Genomic DNA, 20327 nt, shown 5'->3' with positions numbered 1-20327 from the left:
TGTGGTGTGCTGCGGTCGGGGCTCAGGACTCGGTGGCGGCGAAGGTGACGGCGGCGGGCCGGGACTCGGTGCCAGCGGCGCCGATGGAGAAGACTTCGACGGTGTGCGGTCCCTCGGTCCAGGGGCCTTCCGGTACCCAGGACCAGGCTCCGTCGGCAGCGACCGCGCACTCCCCGAGGACGGCTCCGTTCTCCCGGAAACCGACCCGGCCCGCGCCGGTGGCGAACCCGGTGAACCCGACGCGGGCGGCGGGCACCTGGAGATAGGGCTCCGGGCGCTGCACGACCGGCGGGGCGGCCACGCCGGGCCCGGCGGGAACGACTCCCGGCGTGAGGTGGTCGGACACCGTGAACTGCGCTTCGGTGCGCGGGGACTGATAGCCGTGTGCGTCGACGGCGAAGAGGCGCACGTTGTGCTCGCCCGGTGTCCAGGTCCGCCGGGCCCAGCTCCAGTCGCCGTCCACCGTCACGGGCGCCGACGCCAGGTACGTGCCGTTCTCCCACAGGCTGACCCGGACCGCTCCGGGCGCCCGGCCGACGAGGCGCACGCCGGTGGCCGCCAGCAGGTCGTCCGGGCCGGGTGAGAGCACGACCGGCGCGGCGAACGAACTCTGCACCACGGAAGTGGACTTGAGGTAGCTGCCGATGCCGCGCGGGCCGGAGCGGGGCGGCTGCTGGGCCAGGGGAGCCACGGTCAGGCGCGGGACGAGGCCCGCGACGAGCATCTGGGCGAGGCTCAGCAGGGGGAACGTCTTCTGGACGAGGTCGGCGTTCCGGTACCGGCGCAGCAGTCCGAGGCACAGCTCGCGCTCGGCGTCCGGCTGGCCGTCCGTCGGGACCACCACATAGATGTTCGCCTGCGGATTCACGCCGGAGGCCAGCAGGTCGGGCAGGAGGGAGTCGAGGGTACGGGCGTCGTCGTCGGTCGTCGGCTCACCCAGCTGGTGCCGGGCCACGGCCGGGCGCCGCTCGCGCACGGTCGAGCCGAGCGCGAACTCCGGGCCGACGGCGACGATGTTGCCGTATCCGTGCTTCAGCCCGAGGTGGAGTGCCGCGCTGCCGCCACGGGCGCTGCCCCAGAGCGTGACCTCAAAGCGGTGCAGCCCGAGCGATTCCGTCACCCGCGCGACGACGCCGGCCACGGACTTCTCGACCCCGAAGTCCATCTCCCGGCACAGGTAGGAGGTGCTGCCGCCGTCGAACCGGTCCCGGATCCACAGGACGTTCACCGGCAGGTCGTCCAGTTGGCCGGTCGCCCAGCCGTATCCGTCCGGGTCGTCCAGACCGGCGAGTACGACCATCAGATGGCGTTCGGCGTCCGGGGCGTGCGCGAACCGGTACTCGACCGGGTAGGGGCCGGACGCGTCGATCCCCTTGATCACCTGGCGGCGCTTGGCCGGGGCTTCAGACATGGTGCGGTTCCACTTCGATCGGATGGCTGGCTGTGCGCGGGGCAAGGTTTTGGCGTTCTGCGGGGCGGCCGGTGATGATGCCGGGGTGTTCTCGCTCCCGGCCCGGCCACGGCTCCTTCGGCAACGGCACGGCAGACGGCGCGCCCTGGCGGCGACGGCGATCGTGGCCGCCCTCGCCGCCGGCGTGACGGCGGCCCTGACGCTGCGGTCCCCGCACTCCCCTGCTCCCGGGACACTCACCGTGGCGACCTGGAACATGTGCGGGATCCGGCAGTGGCACTGCGCCGCCACGGGAAGCCCGGAACGGAAGCGGCGAGCGCTGACCGGACTCGTCACGGACGACGGGGCCCGCGTGGTCCTGCTGCAGGAGGCGTGCGCCGGCGACGTGGCCGCCGTCCGCCGGACCCTGGGCACTTCCTGGCACACGGCGTTCCGGCCGTATCTCTCGCGTGACGCCGTCGGCCGCACCGCACCCGTGCGCTGCGCCGGGGCGGCACAGGGTGAGGCCGGTTACGCGATACTCGCCGGGTATCCGCTGGTCTCCGTCGCCTCGGTGCCCGCGCAGCAGCCCACGGTGGGCGTGACGCGGGGCATCCTCTGCGCCACGGTGAAGACGCCCGGCATACGGGTGTGCGACGCCCATCTGAGTCCCGCGCACAGCGACGCGGCGCACCCCGGCTGGGAATTCCGGGACGACCAGCTGAAGGCGCTGGCCGCGGCCGTGCCCTCGCGTCGCACGGTGTACGGGGGTGATCTGAACGTTAATCCGCCGGGCCCCCGCAGCCCCGCCTCCTGGGTCTGGCCGGCCGGGCCGTACACCGTCCAGCGAGAGTGCGCCCAGACGTCGGCCACCTCGCGGGCCGCGCGGCCCACCCATGCCTCGGGGCACAAGCTGGACTATCTGTTCACCGGGCTGGAGCGGTCGCGGTGCACGGTCCGGGACCTGAACGCCTCGGACCATTACGCGTTGGTGATGCGCGTACGCACCGGCTGAGGAACCCGCACCGGACGGACTCGGCGAGGGCGCGCCGATGCGGCCGTGGACGGCGGCGACGTGTTCACACAACCACGTTCTCGGTCACCCGGCTCTGCCCCGGAAGCATCGCCGACACGTCGACGCGGCCGCCGAACGCGGCGGGAGCGGGAGCCGGTATCGCGTTCACCAGGTTCTCCGTCACCTGCCCGGCCCCGAAGGACGCGAGAGGCCGCGCGGCCGACGTGCCCACCGCCGGGGCCCATGCCTGCGCGGGCGCCAGGTCGCCGCCCGCGATGAGCATGCGGTCGGCGAGGCGGGCCGCCGCGTAGCCGTCGTCCAGATCGCAGAAGTCGCGCCGGAAGCGGCGGTACCGGTCGGCGTAGCTCTCCTGGATGTGGTCGATCTCCCGGATGGCGCCGACCAGTTCCTCCGAGGAGCGCAGCAGCGGGCCGGGGGCGCTCTGCTCGAAGTCGAAGTAGAAGCCGCGCAGGGTGTCCCGGTAGTGGTCCAGGTCGTAGGTGAAGAACAGGATGGGGCGGCCCGTGTTGACGTAGTCGAACATCAGGGACGAGTAGTCGGTGATCATCACGTCGGTGATCAGCGACAGGTCGGCCATGTCCGGGTAGTCGGAGACGTCGAAGACGAAACCGTCCCCGGCGCTCGGCACGGGGTCCACCACATTGGGGTGGCGACGGACAAGGAGCACGTGGTCCTCGCCGAGCCGCGCGCGGGCGTCCGCGAGATCGATCCGGAAGTCGAGCTTGTACTTGCCGGGTGCGTAGAACTGGTCGTCGCGCCAGGTCGGGGCGTACATGACGACCCGCTTGCCCCCGGGCAGGCCGATCCTGCGGCGGATCTCCTCCCGCCGGCCCTCGGTGCCGGACCGGCGCAGCACGTCGTTGCGGGGGTAACCGCACTCGACCATCTCGCCCTCGAATCCGAAGGCGCGCTGGAGGATCGGGGTGGAGAAGGTGTTGGGCGAGACCAGCATGTCCCAGTTCAGCACCTCCTTCGCCACGCGCTCCAGGTAACTCTGGTCGGCGAAGTGGATGGCCTCGATGTCATGGCCGATCTTCTTCAGCGGTGTGCCGTGCCAGGTCTGTACGACGACCTGGCCTTCCCGCTTCTGGAACCAGTCGGGCAGGTGGTTGTTGGCCACGACGTAGCGGCTGGTGGCCAGGGCCTCGTACCACTCCGGCGACCACATGCGGACCGGAGTGGCCGTGGGCGGCACCTGGACCTGATCGTCCCGGACGACGAAGAGGTGCTCCAGGTCGGAGTGACGACGTACCAGTTCCTCGTGCAGGGCACGCGGACTGTCGGAGTACTGGGTGCCCTTGAACGCGTCGAAGAGGATCGCGGGGCGCACCGGCTTCCGGCGGGCCTCGGGATACGCATGGGTACGCAGCAGCTTCTGCCGGTAGGGGCCGCGGGCATGGTCGGGCATCGCGGAGTGCACCAGCAGGGAGAGGCGGTCGTACGCCTCGGCCTGCAGCTCGTAGCGGCGCTCGTTCTCCTCGCGGTCCTGCGGGAAGTCGTCGATGAGACTCTGCTCGATCTTGCACATCAGGTCTTCGAGCCGGTCCTCGCGGGAGACGGTCGAGGGGTCCTGACGGCGCAGGAAGAAGTCCCAGCGCCCGGCGGCGAGGGGGATGTCGCCGGCCAGGGTCCGCATCGCGGCGGGGGTGAGGACGGAGCTGAAGCGCTTGCCGTCCCAGGTCAGCGGGACCGCGCGTTCGGCCCCGTGGGCACGGGAGCGCACCACCAGGTGGGCGTCGCGGTACTCCTGGGCCGAGAGCCGGTCGGCGGCACCGTACCGGCCGGCGATCTCCAGTGCGCCGTCGGGGCGCCAGGCGGCGTGAGTGACGGTGGGCAGCGTGGCGCGCTCGAAGAGGACGAGGTACCCGGAGCCGTTGCGGTGGACGACGATCTCCCGGTCGCCCTCCGGAGTCTGAAGCGCGGCGGGCATGCGGTAGTGGCCGTCGGCGGTGTCGTCGGCCATCACCGGATAGATGGTCATCTTGCGGCCCTCGACGTGGAAGGTGGTCTTCCAGCCGTTGCTGCCCATGTTCCAGGACTGGGGCGCTTCCTGACCGGCCGCCACGTCGGCGCGAGAGCCGGGCACCAGCACCCGCAGCGGTATGCGGACGGTGAAGCCGCTCCAGCCCTCGCCGCCGGGGGTGAAGTGGGCCCACGCGTCGTGGCGCCCGGCGCCGTTCATGCTGGCGACCCGGAGCTTTCCCCACTCCGGCACCGTCGGACCGAGATAGACACCGCGCAGTTCGAGCTGGTCGCCCGCTATCCGGTGGCTGGTGATGCGGCAGCGCACGACTTCCACGCGCAGCTTGAGCTTGCCCTGGAGGAAGACGGGCAGCACCCGCGTGTTCTTGTCGACGTACCGGTGGGGCGGGTTGGCGCCCGTGCCCACGCTTCCGCGGCTGATGCCCCGGTAGCGGAACAGCCCCCGGCTGAGGACACCGGCGGCCACGTCCCAGGTGCCTTCCACCCACTCCCCCTTGCTCTTCAGCCGGGAGGTGTCGATACGGGTCTCAAAACCCGCCCAGTCGTAGCAGTAACGATTCTGCTTGGAGTGTTCGGTGGCCTGCGGGGCGTAGGTCGTGCGCGCCGGAGTGACGACCATGCGGCCCTGCTTCTTGTTGCGCAGCGCGATGGCCTTGACCGACATGTGCTTCTTGTGGACGTTGAGGAAACGGACGTACGCGGTGCCGGTGAGGTTCAGTTCGTCGCCGTCCGGGCTCCACCGCGCCGCGCTGAGTGTCCCGGCGAGGGAGAACTCCTGGTCGAGCCGGTACGCCTTCCTGTCGAGGCCGACTCCCCGGTCGCCGAGGAAGGGGTACTTCAGATAGCGGCGGAAGCGGCGCTGGACGGGGATGGGGCCGCCCTTGCGTTCGAACTGGACCACTTCGAGCAGTTCGGACAGCCGCCAGTCGCGGACCAGGAGCCACTTCACCCGTGCCTCGGCGGGCAGTTCGTCGATGATGGTGGGGTCGGCCTGGTCGAGGAACCAGTTGGCCCACGTCATGAACGCCTGCTGATACTCCTCGTCCGCGTCCGGAAGCATCTTCAGATGCAGCATCAGGTCGGACTTCAGGCAGGCGGTGTCGTACTTGCGCTTGCTGTCCTTGCCGGCGTTGGACCGCTCGTCGGTGAGGAAACGGCTGACCGCCATCACGGCGGTCACCCGGTCGTGCAGGTTGGAGAGTTCGGTGTACCGCTGCGTGATGGACGGGGCCGCACCGCCGTCGCGGCGACGCCAGAAGTAGACGATGTCGGTGAGGACGTCGACCTTGGCCGCGCGGAAGTGCGCGTACATGTTGACCCAGGAGTCCTCGTACATGACGCCCTCGGGGAACGTGATGCGCTGGTCGTCCCAGAAGCCGCGGCGGAACACCTTGTTCCACACGGTGCGGTCGTAGATGAGCGCGTCGAACTTCGTGATGTGGGTGCCGCGCCGGGACTTCTGCATGGGAGAACGGTGCAGCGGGGACTGCCACTTCTTGGTGGAGTTCATCATCTGCACGTTGCCCGAGACGAAGTCCGAACCGGACTCCTCCAGCGTGCGCACCAGCAGTTCGTAGGCGTACTCGGGTATCACGTCGTCGCCGTCGACGAAGGCCAGGAACTCACCGCGCGGATGCATCGCGCGAAGGCCGGTGTTGCGCGCGTGACCCGGGCCGTGCGAGTGCTGGCGGACGAGGCGGAAGCGGGGATCGGCCGCGCAGAAGCCGGCGGCGATCCACGCCGAGCGGTCGGAGGAGCCGTCGTCGACGAGGATCACCTCGAAGTCACGGAACGACTGGCGCGCGATCGACTCCAGGCACTCGGTGAGGTAGACCTCCACGTCCTGAAAGGGAACCACGATGCTCAGACGCGGACGATCCGCCAACTCATGCTCCTACCCGCACATGCCGTCCAACGAAGGGCGTGCCCCGCCACGTTGGACGTCCACCCCGTCTATCGGCACGCCCGGACAGCCCCAGGCACCCTGGGCGTCACACGGATCTGCGAACATGAGGCGAACTTTTGGCCGTCGCCGCTCACAGTTTCAACACATCTTATGTGAATCTTAACCAAGGTCAAGACGAGCCTTACGTCATCCTTGCCTGGTCGCGGACGCTCTCTGCCCTCAAATGACCGACAGGAGTTGCTTATAGTTCTCCCCTACCGCTTCACATACCGCTTCACAAAGATCGCTGGGCCGGCCTCCCCCCACCGGGCCCTACGACTCCGCACTCGCGGAGCCTGTCCGGAGAGGACCCGACACACCGATGACGTATGCCACCGAGCCCCGCCCTGCCCAGACGCCACCGGGTGACAGCACGTCACCCAGGCCCAGAAAGCGCCGCGGACGCGTCGTACTGCTGATCCTGCTGGTCCTGCTGCTCGCCGCGGGCGGCACCGGCTATTGGCTCTACAGCGGCCTGGACCGCAACATCAAGGGCGTCGACCTCGACAAGGCCATCGGTGACGACCGGCCTCAGAAGCTGCCCACCTCGGGGCAAAACCTCCTGATACTGGGTTCCGACTCACGGGACGGCGCCAACGCCGCGCTCCACACCGGCCATGTGTCCGGTGCCCGTTCCGACACCGCGCTGGTGATGCACATACCGGAGGGCCGCACCAGGGCCGTCGCGGTGAGCATCCCCCGCGACACGCTGGTGACCCGGCCCGAGTGCACGAAGGCCGACGGCGGGAAGGTGCCCGGCGCGAACCGCGTGATGTTCAACTCCATCTACTCGCAGGTCGGTCCGGCCTGTGTGGTGAAGACCGTCGAGCAGATGTCCGGCGTCCGCATGGACCACTACATGGAGATCGACTTCGCCGGCTTCAAGGGCCTGGTCGACGCGATCGGCGGAGTCACGGTGACCGTCCCGCAGGACATCCACGACTCCTCCAGCGGCCTGAACCTGACGGCGGGCACCCACCGCCTCGACGGCACCCAGTCCCTCCAGTTCGTCCGCACCCGGCACGGCATAGGCGACGGCAGCGACCTCGGACGCATCGGCCTCCAGCAGCAGTTCATGCTCGCCCTGCTCAGCGAGGTGAAGAAGCAGGACCTGATGGGCAGCCCCACGAAGGCGTACACGATCGCCGACAAGCTGACCGCCGCGCTCACCACCGACTCCCAGCTGGCGTCGCTGACCAAGCTGGCGGAGTTCGGCCGCAGCCTCAACGGTGTCGACCCGGCGAACATGGAGACCATCATGCTGCCGGTCGCCTACGACCGGATCGACCCCAACCGAGTGGTGGCCGCGATGCCTCAGGCGGGCGAGCTGTGGAAGGCGATACGGAGCGACTCCGAGATCCCGGAGTCGGCCAAGAAGTCCCCTGCCACCGGCGGCTGAGCCGGCACGCGGGTACTCACAGCCGTTGCCAGTCGGTGAGGACGAGCCCGGCCCGGCCGTCCTCCTGACGGGCCACCATCGGCACCCCGTCGGCGCCGACCAGCGCCACGGCCACCCGGCCCCGGCCGTCCAGCGCCAGCGTGGGCGCGCCCTGGCAGGAGGCGGCCAGAGCGTGCCACCAGAAGCCGTCTGCCTCCTGCCCGGTCATCCCCATGCCGAGCACCGCCGACCCCGTGGCGTCGCGGGTGGCCAGCACCGTCCAGTCACCCCCGTCCAGCGAGGTGCGGACCGCCGCGTACGGCTGGTCCGCCCCCGCGCCGCCGAGCCCCACAGGTGAGCCGCCCGGCCGCCAGGCATGCGCCTCGCCGCTCTCCGCGTCCGTCCAGAGGAACGCGGCGCGGTCCGGCGACGTCTCCAGCGCCGACACGGTGCCCGGGCGCGGGCGGAGCGAGAACCCGCGTGGCGCGGAGAAGTCACCGCCGGGACGCGACTGGAGCCAGACGAACGCCCCGGTCTCCGCCGCGGCGCACACCTCGATCCGGCCCCCGCTCAACGCCACCGTGGCGGGCAGGGCGTCGACTCCGGCGCCGCCCAGGTCCTCCCAGCCGCGCCATTGGCCCTTCGAGTCCTCGCGTCGCAGCAGCAGCCCGCCGCGCGCCCCGCGTACGAAGACGTGGACGGTGCCGTCGGAGGCGACCGCGCCGCACGGCGGCCCGAGCCGCGCGCTCTCCGCCCGGTCCGGGTGCGGGCTGCCCAGCGAGCGCCAGTCGGTGACCGCGAGGCCCGTCTGGTACTGGGTGGCGTGCACGATGTCGACGTTCCGCGCGCCGTCGGCGGCGGCCCGCTCCCGACGGCCGAGGAAGTGCACATAGCCGTTGGCGCCCTGCGTGACCGACAGGTGGGTCAGCCCGGCGACGGCCGCGTGGTGCGGCCCGGACCAGCCGGGGCCGCCGGGCGTCGTCTCCGTCCAGCGCAGGAGACCGTCGCGGGCCGGTGCGTAGAGGCTGAGCCTCCCGTCCCGGCCGAGGGTGAGCCAGCGCCCCCTGGCCGCACCGGTCGCGGTCCGCCCCGACCCGCCCGTGAGGGTGCCGCGAGCGGCGGTACCCGCCGGCCTTCTCCGCATGGCGTGTGCACCCTCCCGCAGCGTGCCGTATCGCCGATACGGACATCCCGATGGAAAACCCGCAACATCATAGGCCGCTCGCTCACCAGTTCCCCACGGACCCTTCACCTGGCCTTCCCAGGCGCGGTCACCGCCCCGTGTACGACACCCAGGACCCCAACCGGGGCGGGGCGGGGATCAGACGTCCCGCCACGGCTCCAGCGCGAGCCCCGGCTCGTCCTTGCGGTGGGTGAGGACGAGCCGCCCGGTCGACGGGGAGAGCGCGGCCGCGGTCAGCCGGCCGGAGTCCGCGCCGCCCGCGAGGAACACCCGCGCGTCCTCGGGCAGCACCGGGCCGGACTCGGCCCACCAGGCGCCCGCCGACTCCGCCTCCGTGGGATACGCGGCGACGGCCACCCGGCCGCTCGCCGCGCGCTGCGCCAGCACGGTGCAGTCGTGGCCGTCGAGCCGGCAGCGCACCGCGCTCACCGGGCCGGGTCCGGCCGCGGGCAGCAGCGCCACGGGCGGCCGGCCGGGACGCCAGGCGCAGAGCATGCCCTCGGTGTCGGTCCAGAACACGGTCGTGCTCTGCTCGGAGGTGGCGAGCGCGGCCAGGGTGCCGGGGCGGACCCGCGCCTCCAGCGACTCGGTGATGGTGATCTGCTTGCCCGGCTTCTCCTGGGTCCAGTGCACGATGCCGCCGGGCACCGCCCCGTAGACCCCGACCAGGCCGGTCTCCCCCGTCACCGCGGCCAGGCCGTTCTGGACGCGTGAGCCGTTCAGATCGCGCCAGGGGGCCCAGCCGCCCTTCTCCCGCTGGGCGACCATGCTCAGGCCCTGGCCGCCGTTGACCACGAAGACATGGGCCCGGCCCTGGTGGTCCACCGCCACCGCCGGGTCGGAGGTGGCGGGCCCCGTGCGGTTGGGGTGGCCGAGCGGGGTCCAGTCCATGGCGGTGAGGTCGGGGCGGTAGTGCGTGGAGTGCGTCAGGACCGCCTCACCGCCCGCCGCCGGGTGCCAGGACACGAGGTGGGCATAGCCGTCGGCGCCCTGGCCCACACCGAGGCCGGGACGGAGTTTCTGTTCGCCGCCCACCCTGCGCGGGGCGGTCCAGCCGCCGCCCGGCCGGTGTTCCGCCCGCGAGAGGACTCCGTCGTCCGTGGGGTGGTAGACACCGAGCCGGCCGTCGCGGCCGCGTATGAGCCAGTCGCCGTTCACCGCATCACCATAAGCTGCCTGCTCCGGGCTCCGGACCGCGCCCCCGGGCGGCTCCCGTGGGACCCTGGCCCCATGGACGACGTACACGGTGTTCCGGGTCAGGACGATCCTCTGCTGGCGATCGTGGACTGTGCCAATGTGATGGGCTCGCGGCCGGACGGCTGGTGGAAGGACCGCAAGGGGGCCGCGGAGCGGCTGCGGGACCGGCTCGCCAGTGACGGGCTGCCGGGGCGGACCGACCCGGCGGAGATCGTGCTGGTGGTGGAGGGCGCGGCGCGCGGGGTGGAGTCGGTGCCGGGGGTGCGGGTGGAGTCCGCGCCGGGCAGCGGCGACGACTGGATCGTGGAGCTGGTCGCCGGGTCCGCCGACCGGGACCGCCTCGTGGTGACCGCCGACCGTGAGCTGCGGCGCCGGGTGGGCGCGCTGGGCGCCGACGTCGCCGGCCCGCGTACGGCCCTCGGCTGAGGGTCCCGCAGCGCGGACCGGCGCGTGGCTCAGGTCGCCTTCGGGGTCTCGGCCGGCTGGTCCTCCCCGCGGGCCAGGCGGCTGTGCGTACGGCCGTAGAGGAAGTACACGACGAAGCCGATCAGCATCCAGATGGCGAACCGCAGCCAGGTCTCGGCGGGCAGGTTCAGCATCAGCCACAGCGAGGCGCACACCGACACGATCGGCAGCGCCGGAACCAGCGGGGTGCGGAAGGCGCGCGGCAGGTCGGGGCGGGTCCGGCGCAGGATGATCACGCTGATCGCCACCACGATGAACGCGAACAGGGTGCCGATGTTCACCAGTTCGGCCAGTTCGCTGAGGCTGGTGAAGCCCGCGATGATCGCGATGATCACGCCCAGCAGGATGGTCGGCCGGTGCGGGGTGCGGAAGCGCGGGTGGACGCGGGAGAAGAAGCGGGGCAGCAGTCCGTCGCGGCTCATGGCGAAGAACACCCGGGTCTGGCCGAGCAGCAGGATCATGCACACCGTGGTCAGGCCGACGGCGGCGCCGAAGCTGATGATGCCCGCGAACCAGGGATGCCCGAGCGATTTGAAGGCGTCCGCGAGCGGCGCCTCCACCGACAGCTTGGTGTACTTCTGCATGCCGGTGACGACCAGGGACACCGCCACGTACAGCACCGTGCAGATGAACAGCGAGCCCAGGATGCCGCGCGGCATGTCCCGCTGCGGGTTGCGGGTCTCCTCGGCGGCGGTGGCGACGATGTCGAAGCCGATGAACGCGAAGAACACCACCGAGGCGGCGGTGAAGATGCCCAGCACACCGAAGTTGGCCGGGGCCCAGCCGAACATCAGCTGGATCAGCGGCGCCTTGAGGTCGCCGCCCGCCTCCTGCGGCTGGGACGGCGGGATGAACGGCTTGTAGTTGTCGCCGGTCACGAAGAACGCGCCCGCCACGATCACGATGAGGACGACGATCACCTTGATCGCGACGACCGCCGAGGTGATCCGCGCGGACAGCTTCATGCCGACGACCAGCACGCAGGTGAGCAGCAGCACCAGGGCCGCCGCCAGGATGTCGAAGCCGAACCCGCTCGCGCCGTCCCGCCCGGACAGGTACGCCGGCAGGTGCCAGCCCCAGCTGTCGAACAGCGACCGGATGTACCCGGACCAGCCGACCGCCACCACCGCCGTGCCGAGCGCGAACTCCAGCACCAGGTCCCACCCGATGGTCCAGGCGGGCAGTTCACCGAGCGAGGCGTACGAGAAGGTGTACGCCGACCCCGCGACCGGGACCGTCGAGGCGAACTCTGCGTAGCAGAGCGCCGCCAGGCCGCAGACCACACCGGCGACGACGAAGGAGATGGCCACCGCCGGGCCCGCGCTGTTCTTGGCCACCTGGCCGGTCAGCACGAAAATGCCGGTGCCGATGATGACACCGACACCGAACACGGTCAGGTCGAGGGCGGAGAGGGACTTCTTGAGCGAATGCTCCGGTTCCTCGGTGTCCCGGATGGACTGCTCGACGTTCTTCGTACGGAAGAGCGTACTCACGTACCTACCTCCCACGCTTGTCGTCCTCGACATGATCGAGAGGGTCGGGGTGCGTGTGCCCCGGCAATGGCAGGTTCACGCAACCGGGCCGGTTCCGCCACCTGAGAAGGCAGCAGAACCGGCCCGGGAGCGTGGCGTTCGGGTACTACTCGCGCGCGGACTCCACCGAGTCCATGGCGTCCGTGGCGTCCGTGTCCTGCCCGAAGCGGCCGTCGATCTTCGCGACCAGACCGGTGACCTGGCGGGCGATGTCGGGGGCGGTGAGCCCGATCTCGGCCATGACCTCGGCGCGCGAGGCGTGGTCGAGGAAGCGGGGCGGGATGCCGAAGTCGCGCAGCGGCATGTCCACGCCCGCGTCGCGCAGCGCCTGGGCGATCGCGGAGCCGACACCGCCGACGCGGCTGTTGTCCTCGACGGTGACGACGACCCGGTGCCGTTCGGCCAGCGGGGCCATCGCCTCGTCCACCGGCTTGACCCAGCGGGGGTCGACCACGGTGGTGGAGATGCCCTGCTTGTCGAGCAGGCCGGCGATCTCCAGGCACATCGGGGCGAGCGCGCCGACCGACACCAGCAGCACGTCCGGGCGCTCGGTGCCCGGCTCGCGCAGCACGTCCATGCCGCCCACCCGGCGCACGGCCGGTACGGCGGGGCCGACGGCGCCCTTGGAGAAGCGGACCACGGTCGGCGCGTCCTCGACGGCGACGGCCTCGCGCAGCTGGGCGCGGACCTGGTCGGCGTCGCGCGGGGCGGCGAGCCGGAGGCCGGGCACGACCTGGAGGATCGACATGTCCCACATGCCGTTGTGGGAGGCGCCGTCGGTGCCGGTGACACCGGCGCGGTCCAGCACGAAGGTCACGCCGCACTTGTGCAGGGCGACGTCCATCAGGACCTGGTCGAAGGCGCGGTTGAGGAAGGTGGCGTACACCGCGAAGACCGGGTGCACCCCGCCGTGCGCGAGGCCGGCCGCGGAGACCGCGCCGTGCTGCTCGGCGATGCCGACGTCGTAGACGCGCTCGGGGAAGCGCTTGGCGAACTTGTCCAGGCCGACCGGCTGGAGCATGGCCGCGGTGATCGCGACGATGTCCTCGCGCTCCTCGCCGAGCTTCACCATCTCCTCGCCGAAGACGGAGGTCCAGTCGGCGCCGGAGGAGGCGATGGGCAGGCCGGTGTCGGGGTGGATCTTGCCCACCGCGTGGAAGCGGTCGGCCTCGTCCTGGAGGGCGGGCTGGTAACCGCGGCCCTTCTCGGTGAGGCAGTGCACGATGACCGGGCCGCCGAACCGCTTGGCGCGCGCCAGCGCCGACTCCAGCGCCTCGATGTCGTGGCCGTCGATCGGGCCGACGTACTTCAGGCCGAGGTCCTCGAACATGCCCTGCGGGGCGATGAAGTCCTTCAGGCCCTTCTTGGCGCCGTGCAGGGTGTCGTAGAGCGGGCGGCCGACGACCGGGGTGCGGTCCAGCAGGTCCTTGGTACGGGCGAGGAAGCGCTCGTAGCCGTCGCTGGTGCGCAGGGTGGCCAGGTGGTTGGCCATGCCGCCGATGGTGGGCGCGTAGGAGCGCTCGTTGTCGTTGACGACGATGACGAGCGGGCGGTCCTTGGCCTCGGCGATGTTGTTCAGTGCCTCCCAGGCCATGCCGCCGGTCAGCGCGCCGTCGCCGATGACCGCGACCACGCGGTCGTCGGACTTCTTCAGCTCGTTGGCCTTGGCGATGCCGTCGGCCCAGCCCAGCACCGTGGAGGCGTGGCTGTTCTCGATGACGTCGTGCTCGGACTCGCTCTGCGCCGGGTAGCCGGAGAGGCCGCCCTTCATCTTCAGGCGGGAGAAGTCCTGGCGCCCGGTGAGGAGCTTGTGGACGTAGGACTGGTGGCCGGTGTCCCACAGCACCTTGTCGGCGGGCGAGTGGAAGACCCGGTGCAGGGCGAGGGTCAGCTCCACCACACCGAGGTTCGGGCCGAGGTGACCGCCGGTCTTGGACACGGCCTCCACGAGGAAGGTCCGGATCTCCTCAGCAAGCTGGTTCAGCTCCTCCAGGCTGAGCCGGTCCAGATCGCGCGGTCCCGTGATGCGGGTCAGCAGCGGCACCCGTGCCTCCTTGCAAGTATGAGCTGATCGAGCTGTTGCCGGGCTTGATGAGTCTAATGTTCCGCCCCGGCGGCCGACGGCCGGGCGGTGCCCCCTGGGTTCTCCCACGGGTCATACGAACGGCCGCACCCCCCACGAGCGGGGATGCGACCAGGGAAAACGCAGGAGCCCGGCGCTCCATCGCGCCGGGCTCCGCGAAGCCTGCCGAGCTTACGCGCGACCGGCCGACTTCTGGGTCTTGCGGGTCACCGCGTCGATGACGACGGTCGCCAGCAGGACGCCACCGGTGATCATGTACTGCACCGGGGAGGGGATGCCCTGGAGGGCCAGGCCGTACTGGATCGAGACGATGACCAGCACACCGAGGAGCGCGTTCCAGGTGCGGCCGCGGCCGCCGAAGAGGGAGGTACCGCCGATGACGGCCGCCGCGATGGCGTTCATCAGGAGGTCACCGCCGCCCGCGCCCTGGTTGGCGGAGGCGATCTTGGAGGCGATGAACAGACCGCCCAGCGCCGCGAAGGTGCCGGAGATGGCGAACACCGAGATGCGGACCAGGTCCACGTTGATACCGGCACGGCGGGACGCCTCGACGCTGCCGCCGAGCGCGAACACCTTGCGGCCGTAGGCCGTGCGGCGCAGCACGAAGTCGGTGACGAAGAGGACCGCGACGAAGATCACGACCGCCAGCGGCAGACCCTTGTACTGGTTGAACACGATCGCCACGGCGAAGGAGACCAGGCCCAGCAGGACCGTGCGCAGGATGATCTCGCTCAGCGGCTTCGACGGCACCCCGGCGGCGTCACGGCGCTTGTTGCCGAGGAAGGAGCTGACGAAGAACAGCACCGTCACCACGGCGGCCAGGCCGTAGGCGGCGGCCACGTCGGAGAAGTAGTAGCTGGTCAGGTTGGCGACCAGGCCGTCGCTGTTCAGGTTGATCGTGCCGTTGTCGCCCAGCACCTTGAGCATCAGGCCGTTCCAGAACAGCAGTCCCGCCAGGGTGACGGCGAAGGCCGGCACACCGATCTTGGCGAAGAAGAAGCCCTGGATGGCGCCGGCGACGGTGCCCGTGAGGATCGCCAGCACGAAGGCCAGCACCTCGTTCATGCCGTGGGTGATGTTCAGGACCGCGAAGGTCGCGCCCGCGACACCGGAGAGGGAGCCGACCGAGAGGTCGATCTCGCCGAGCAGCAGGACGAACACGATACCGACGGCGATCATGCCCGTGCCGACCATGGCGACGGAGATGTCGGAGAGGTTGCCCGCGGTGAGGAAGTTGGAGTTCAGGCTCTGGAAGATGATCCAGATGACGATGAGTCCGACCACGACGGGCATCGAGCCCAGGTCGCCGGCCTTCATCTTGCGCTTGAACTCGCCCACGTAGCCCGCGAGTCCCTGCTCGCGGACGAGCAGCCGGGGGTCGACGGCGACACCGGCGCCGGGGGCGGCCTCCGGGTTCACCGCGGCGGCGTCACCCGCGGGGGTGGAGGTCTTCTCGATGCTCACTTCTTGATCTCCCCATTGGTGCGCGCCGCACGACGGGTGACGGCATTGTCCGAGGCGCCGGTGATGGCGGAGATGATCTCTTCCTGCGAGGTCGACTTGACCTCGAAGACGCCGTTGTTGCGGCCCAGGCGCAGCACGGCCACCTTGTCGGCGACCGCCTTGACGTCGGCCATGTTGTGGCTGATCAGGATCACGGCGTGGCCGCGCTCCCGCAGCCGCTCGACCAGGTCGAGGACCTGGGCGGTCTGCTCGACGCCGAGCGCGGCGGTCGGCTCGTCGAGGATCACCAGCTTGGGCTCGCCGAGCATGGAGCGGGCGATGGCCACGACCTGGCGCTGACCGCCGGAGAGCGAGGCGATCGGGATACGGACGCTGGGGATGCGGATCGAGAGCTGGTCCAGCAGCTCACGCGAGCGCCGCTCCATCTCGACCTCGTCCAGGACGCCCGCGCGGCGGATCTCCCGGCCCAGGTAGAGGTTGCCGACGACATCGATGTTGTCGCACAGCGCGAGGTCCTGGTACACCGTCGCGATGCCCAGGTTCTGGGCGTCGTGCGGCTTGTTGACCTGGACGGATTTGCCGTCCCATTCGATGACACCCTCATCGATGGGGTGCACGCCGGCGATCGTCTTGACCAGCGTGGACTTTCCGGCACCGTTGTCGCCCACCAGGGCGACCACCTCACCGGCGTGGACCTCCAGCGTGACATCGGTGAGCGCCTGGACGGCACCGAATCGCTTGGAGACTCCGCGCAACGCCAGCACGGGCGTAGCGGACACGTGAACCATCTCCTTCGCCGCCTGACCCGGCGGGAGGTTGTGCAGAAGTTTGGGGGAATTCCGTCCGGCGCCCCGCGCCGAGCTTGCGGGGCTGTGTAGTGCGCGGGGCGCCGGAGGAGCCTTGAGCGGCCCTTGCCGCCCCGCCGGCGGGTATCCGGCCGGCGGGGGAAGGGGTCCGTCGGTTACTTCAGGCCGGCCTTGTCGCAGGCGGCCTTGTACTGGGCGGTGCAGATGTCCGACACCGTGTAGACGCCGTCCTTGATGACGGTGTCCTTGATGTTGTCCTTGGTCAGCGAGGTGACGGCGACCAGGATGGACGGAACACCCTTGGTGGTGGGGCTGTCGACCTTGTCCTTGGCGACGGAGTCGAGCGACTTGCCCTGCGCCAGGTTGACGGCCATCTCCGCGGCGGCGTCGGCCTCCGGGGCGTACGGCTTGTAGACGCTCATGTACTGGGCACCGGAGACGATGCGCTGCACACCGGCGAGCTCGGCGTCCTGGCCGGTGACCGGGACGTTGGCGATGCCCGCGGACTTGAGGGCGGTGATGATACCGCCGGCCATGCCGTCGTTGGCGGAGTAGACGCCGACGATGTTCTTCTTGCCCAGGGCCGAGATGGCGCCCTCCATGTTGGAGTTGGCGTTCTCCGGCTTCCACTCCTTGGTGTCGTACTCCTTGCCGACGTTCACCTTGCCGTCGAGGACGTCGTGCGCGCCCTTCTTGAACTGCGCGGCGTTCGGGTCCGTGGAGGAGCCGTTCATCATGACGATCTTGCCGGACTTGGCCTTGGAGCCCAGGGCCTTCAGGAGGGCCTCGCCCTGCGTCTTGCCGACGGTCTCGTTGTCGAACGAGGTGTAGGCGTCGATCGGGCCCTGCGCCAGGCGGTCGTAGGCGACGACCGGGATGCCGGCGTCCTTGGCCTTCTGCACCGAGTTCTTGATCGCAGCGGCGTCCACCGCGTCGATGATCAGGACGTCCACCTTGTTGGTGATCATGGTGTCGACCTGCTGGTTCTGCTGGGTCGCATCCTGCTTGGCGTTGGCGTAGACGACCTTGCCCTTGCCGTTCGTCAGCTCCGAGACCTTCTTCTCGATGAGCGGACGGTCGAACTTCTCGTAACGCGCGGTCTGGTTCTCCGGAAGGAGCAGGCCGACCGTGATCGCGTCGCCCTTCTTCTTGCTGTCGGCGGACTTGTCGGCACCGCCACTGGACTCCTTGGCACTGCCACAGGCGGCCAGCGAAACGGCCATGGCACCAGCAGCAACGGCGAAGGCCGCACGACGCATACGCGTGTTCACTTCAGAAACCTCCCTGACGAGGCCGCGTCGTTGCGGCCGAGGTGGCTGGAAGTCAACTCGGCCACGCGTTCGGCGTCAAGAAGTAAATCCTTAACGAGATGGCAACGGTGCCATCCGTTATCTAAGTGAAGGCAGGAGCGACCACGGGCAGCGAGGCCGTGGCGGAGCCGTCGAGCAGGGTCGAATCGCCCATTTCGCTCAGTGCCAGCGCGAGTGCCCCGAGCACCTCGGCACGGCCACCAAGTGCCCCTGGAAGCACGGACAGTTGACGCCCCGCACTGGGGATCGCATAGCGTCCCACGGACTCCCGGATGGGGGCCAGCACCAGTTCCCCGGCCTCGGCGAGATCGCCGCCCAGGACGACCCGGCTGGGGTTCAGCAGGTTGCACAGGTTGGCCACGCCGCTGCCGATGTGCCGGCCCACGTCGGCGATGACGCGACGGCAGCCGGGGTCCCCGTCCCGGGCCAGCCGGACCACGCCCTCCATGGTCAGGGCGCTGCCGTGGCTCGGCTGGAGCAGTGGCAGGACGTACCGCGCGGCGGTGAAGGTCTCCAGGCAGCCGCGGTTGCCGCAGCGGCACACCGGGCCCCCCTCGTCCAGGGTGATGTGCCCGATCTCCCCGGCCGTCCCGCCGGGCCCCCGGTAGATCTGGCCGTTGATCACCAGGCCCGCCCCGACCCCGCTGGCCACCTTGATGTAGGCCAGGTCGCGCACGCCCTTGCCGCTGCCCCAGACCAGCTCGCCGAGGGCGCCCAGGTTGGCGTCGTTGTCCACGTGCACGGGCACGCCGAGCCGTTCGCGCAGCTCCTCGGCGGGCCGGGTGCCGCCCCAGCCGGGCAGGATCGAGGTGGAGCCCAGGGTGCCCGACTCCACGTCGATGGGGCCCGGTACGCCGAGGCCGACCCCGGCCACCTTGCCCCGGTCCACGCCGGTGGCCTCGATCAGCCGGTCGATCAGCTCCTCGGCGCGGTCGAAGCCCTGCGTCGAGGAGGCGTCCACGTCCAGCGGCTCGGACTCCTCGGCGAGCACCTGGTGGGCCAGGTTGCCGATGGCCACACGCAGGTGGGTGTGGCCGAAGTCGACGCCGATCACTATCCCGGCGTCCCCGCTGAGCGAGACGCTGCGGGCCCGGCGGCCGCCCGCCGAGGTGGGCGTGACCTCGACGGTCCCGCCGTCCTTCAGCTCGCGCACGATGTTGGAGACCGTCGCGGCGGACAGGCCGGTCGTACGGGCGATCTCCGCCTGCGTGAGCGACCCGGCCAGCCGCACCGCCCGTACGACTCGTTCCAGGTTGGCTCGGTGCAGCGACGACTGCGACCCCGGAGTCTCCATCGACCCATCCACTCCCGACATCGGCGGGCGGCCCCATCGCCGCCCGTGGCCCAGGTCACATCTGCGGAACCGGGCCACTTACAAGTTATGAACTCCAAGCTCTGCTGAAGGGGTAACCGCAGTCAAGTCCTTGACGGAAATAGCTGGCTCCCGCCCCGATCCGCCGTCCCTCCTCCGAGTGGGTTTCAACGCGTGACGAGGCTGTGACCAGGAGTGGCTTCAGGGGCTGACGGCGGGGTTCGCGCGGGGTGACCGGTAACGATCGCAAAGTGACCGCAGGTGTCCGGACGTGCGCCGGCCCCGGTGGGACGCACCGGGGCCGGTTGGAAGCGGTACGGGTTACTTCAGCGCGCCCGCGGTCAGCCCCGCGACCACCTGCCGCTGGAAGACGATGTACGCGGCCAGCACCGGCAGCATCGCCATCACCAGCCCCGCGAAGAGGCCGGACCAGTCGCCCTTGTAGCCCTGGCTGACGGCGAGTTGGACGAGTCCCTGGGTGAGCACCTTCTTGTCCGGGTCGGTGTTGAGCACCGTCGGCAGCATGTACTGGTTCCACTGGCCGAGGAAGTTGAAGATGCCCACGCTGATCAGGCCGGGCTTGGCCATCGGCAGCATGATCTGGAAGAAGGTCCGGGTGTGCGAGGCGCCGTCCACGAAGGCCGCTTCCGCCACCGAGGTGGGCAGAGTGCGGAAGAAAGCGGTCAGGAAGAAGACCGTGAACGGCAGCGAGTAGGCGATGTAGACCAGGATCAGTCCGTGGATCGTGTTCAGCATCCCCATGTTGTTCACGACGTAGAACAACGGGACCAGCGCGAGCATGATCGGGAAGCTCATGCCGCCGACGAACAGGTAGTAGATGAAGCGGTTGCCCGGGAAGTCGAAGCGGGCCAGCACATAGGCCGCCATCGAGCCGAGCACCAGGGTGCCGATCAGCGAACCCCCCACCACCAGAACGGTGTTGAGGAAGTAGTCGCTCATATGGGCCTGGGACCAGGCGCGGGACCAGTTGTCGAAGTGCAGCCTGTCCGGCAGCGCCCAGGGCGAGCCGAAGATGGAGCTGTCGTCCTTGAACGAGGTCATCACCGCCCACACCAGCGGCAGGACGACCATCACCGCCCAGATGACCAGCACGCCGTGCGAGAAGACGTTCAGGACGGAGCCGTCGGAGCGGCGGCGGGCGCCGGAGCCGGGCGGGACGGCCGGGCCGGTCTTGACGACGGGCGCGGGGGGCGGGACGGGAGCGTCGGTGGTTGTCATGGGC

General features: G+C 70.2%; 14 protein-coding genes. 3 read left to right on the top strand and 11 right to left on the bottom strand.

Translation table 11 applies throughout. The features are described from left to right. Positions 1 to 22 precede the first annotated feature (22 nt). Positions 23 to 1411 (bottom strand): Ig-like domain-containing protein, encoded by a 1389-nt coding sequence (locus tag D0Z67_RS22945; RefSeq protein WP_031181629.1) that lies wholly within the window; start codon positions 1409 to 1411, stop codon positions 23 to 25. 85 nt (positions 1412 to 1496) lie between these two features. Between D0Z67_RS22945 and D0Z67_RS22940 the strand changes: the two genes are divergently transcribed. Beyond that, the gene (locus D0Z67_RS22940; RefSeq protein ID WP_051887785.1) at positions 1497 to 2405 is read left to right on the top strand and encodes an endonuclease/exonuclease/phosphatase family protein; all 909 of its coding nucleotides are present in this window, start codon (positions 1497 to 1499) and stop codon (positions 2403 to 2405) included. Between the two features lie 64 nt (positions 2406 to 2469). Here the strand turns inward: D0Z67_RS22940 and D0Z67_RS22935 are convergent, their stop codons facing one another. Continuing rightward, entirely contained in the window at positions 2470 to 6294 is a 3825-nt protein-coding gene (locus tag D0Z67_RS22935) for a bifunctional glycosyltransferase/CDP-glycerol:glycerophosphate glycerophosphotransferase (RefSeq protein ID WP_078873375.1), read from the bottom strand. Between the two features lie 382 nt (positions 6295 to 6676). Between D0Z67_RS22935 and D0Z67_RS22930 the strand changes: the two genes are divergently transcribed. Then, on the top strand, positions 6677 to 7753 hold the full coding sequence (locus D0Z67_RS22930) for an LCP family protein (RefSeq protein WP_031181626.1): 1077 nt from the start codon (positions 6677 to 6679) through the stop codon (positions 7751 to 7753). 16 nt (positions 7754 to 7769) lie between these two features. Here the strand turns inward: D0Z67_RS22930 and D0Z67_RS22925 are convergent, their stop codons facing one another. Together D0Z67_RS22925 and D0Z67_RS22920 are read right to left on the bottom strand one after the other, a co-directional pair. Further along, positions 7770 to 8876, bottom strand: coding sequence for a PLL family lectin (locus D0Z67_RS22925; protein ID WP_031181625.1), 1107 nt, complete (start codon positions 8874 to 8876; stop codon positions 7770 to 7772). 177 nt (positions 8877 to 9053) lie between these two features. After that, entirely contained in the window at positions 9054 to 10073 is a 1020-nt protein-coding gene (locus tag D0Z67_RS22920; RefSeq protein ID WP_031181624.1) for a PLL family lectin, read from the bottom strand. 72 nt (positions 10074 to 10145) lie between these two features. Here D0Z67_RS22920 and D0Z67_RS22915 point away from each other — a divergent pair, with 72 nt between their 5' ends. Beyond that, positions 10146 to 10538: a PIN domain-containing protein gene (locus tag D0Z67_RS22915; protein ID WP_030802734.1), complete on the top strand. Its 393-nt coding sequence runs from the start codon at positions 10146 to 10148 to the stop codon at positions 10536 to 10538. Positions 10539 to 10567: 29 nt separating this feature from the next. Here the strand turns inward: D0Z67_RS22915 and D0Z67_RS22910 are convergent, their stop codons facing one another. From D0Z67_RS22910 to D0Z67_RS22880, 7 genes are all read right to left on the bottom strand, one after another. Further along, a complete protein-coding gene (locus D0Z67_RS22910; protein WP_031181623.1) occupies positions 10568 to 12070 on the bottom strand; it encodes an amino acid permease in 1503 nt (500 codons plus the stop codon). A 145-nt stretch (positions 12071 to 12215) separates the two neighbouring features. Beyond that, positions 12216 to 14153, bottom strand: coding sequence for a 1-deoxy-D-xylulose-5-phosphate synthase (dxs, locus tag D0Z67_RS22905; RefSeq protein ID WP_031181622.1), 1938 nt, complete (start codon positions 14151 to 14153; stop codon positions 12216 to 12218). 210 nt (positions 14154 to 14363) lie between these two features. Next, a complete protein-coding gene (locus tag D0Z67_RS22900) occupies positions 14364 to 15656 on the bottom strand; it encodes a sugar ABC transporter permease (RefSeq protein ID WP_031181621.1) in 1293 nt (430 codons plus the stop codon). Beyond that, the gene (locus D0Z67_RS22895; RefSeq protein ID WP_031181620.1) at positions 15653 to 16444 is read right to left on the bottom strand and encodes an ATP-binding cassette domain-containing protein; all 792 of its coding nucleotides are present in this window, start codon (positions 16442 to 16444) and stop codon (positions 15653 to 15655) included. The genes D0Z67_RS22900 and D0Z67_RS22895 overlap by 4 nt, the downstream gene beginning before the upstream one ends. Before the next feature lie 173 nt (positions 16445 to 16617). Then, positions 16618 to 17721 (bottom strand): sugar ABC transporter substrate-binding protein, encoded by a 1104-nt coding sequence (locus tag D0Z67_RS22890; protein WP_031181619.1) that lies wholly within the window; start codon positions 17719 to 17721, stop codon positions 16618 to 16620. A gap of 133 nt (positions 17722 to 17854) precedes the next feature. Beyond that, complete coding sequence (locus D0Z67_RS22885; RefSeq protein WP_031181618.1) at positions 17855 to 19066, bottom strand: ROK family transcriptional regulator; 1212 nt, start codon at positions 19064 to 19066, stop codon at positions 17855 to 17857. Positions 19067 to 19405: 339 nt separating this feature from the next. Further along, positions 19406 to 20323 (bottom strand): carbohydrate ABC transporter permease, encoded by a 918-nt coding sequence (locus D0Z67_RS22880; RefSeq protein WP_031181617.1) that lies wholly within the window; start codon positions 20321 to 20323, stop codon positions 19406 to 19408. Positions 20324 to 20327 lie beyond the last annotated feature (4 nt).

Source organism: Streptomyces seoulensis (assembly GCF_004328625.1).
Classification (GTDB): domain Bacteria; phylum Actinomycetota; class Actinomycetes; order Streptomycetales; family Streptomycetaceae; genus Streptomyces; species Streptomyces seoulensis.
The sequence above is the reverse complement of the archived record's forward strand: the minus strand, read 5'-3'. Positions and strand labels throughout refer to the sequence as shown.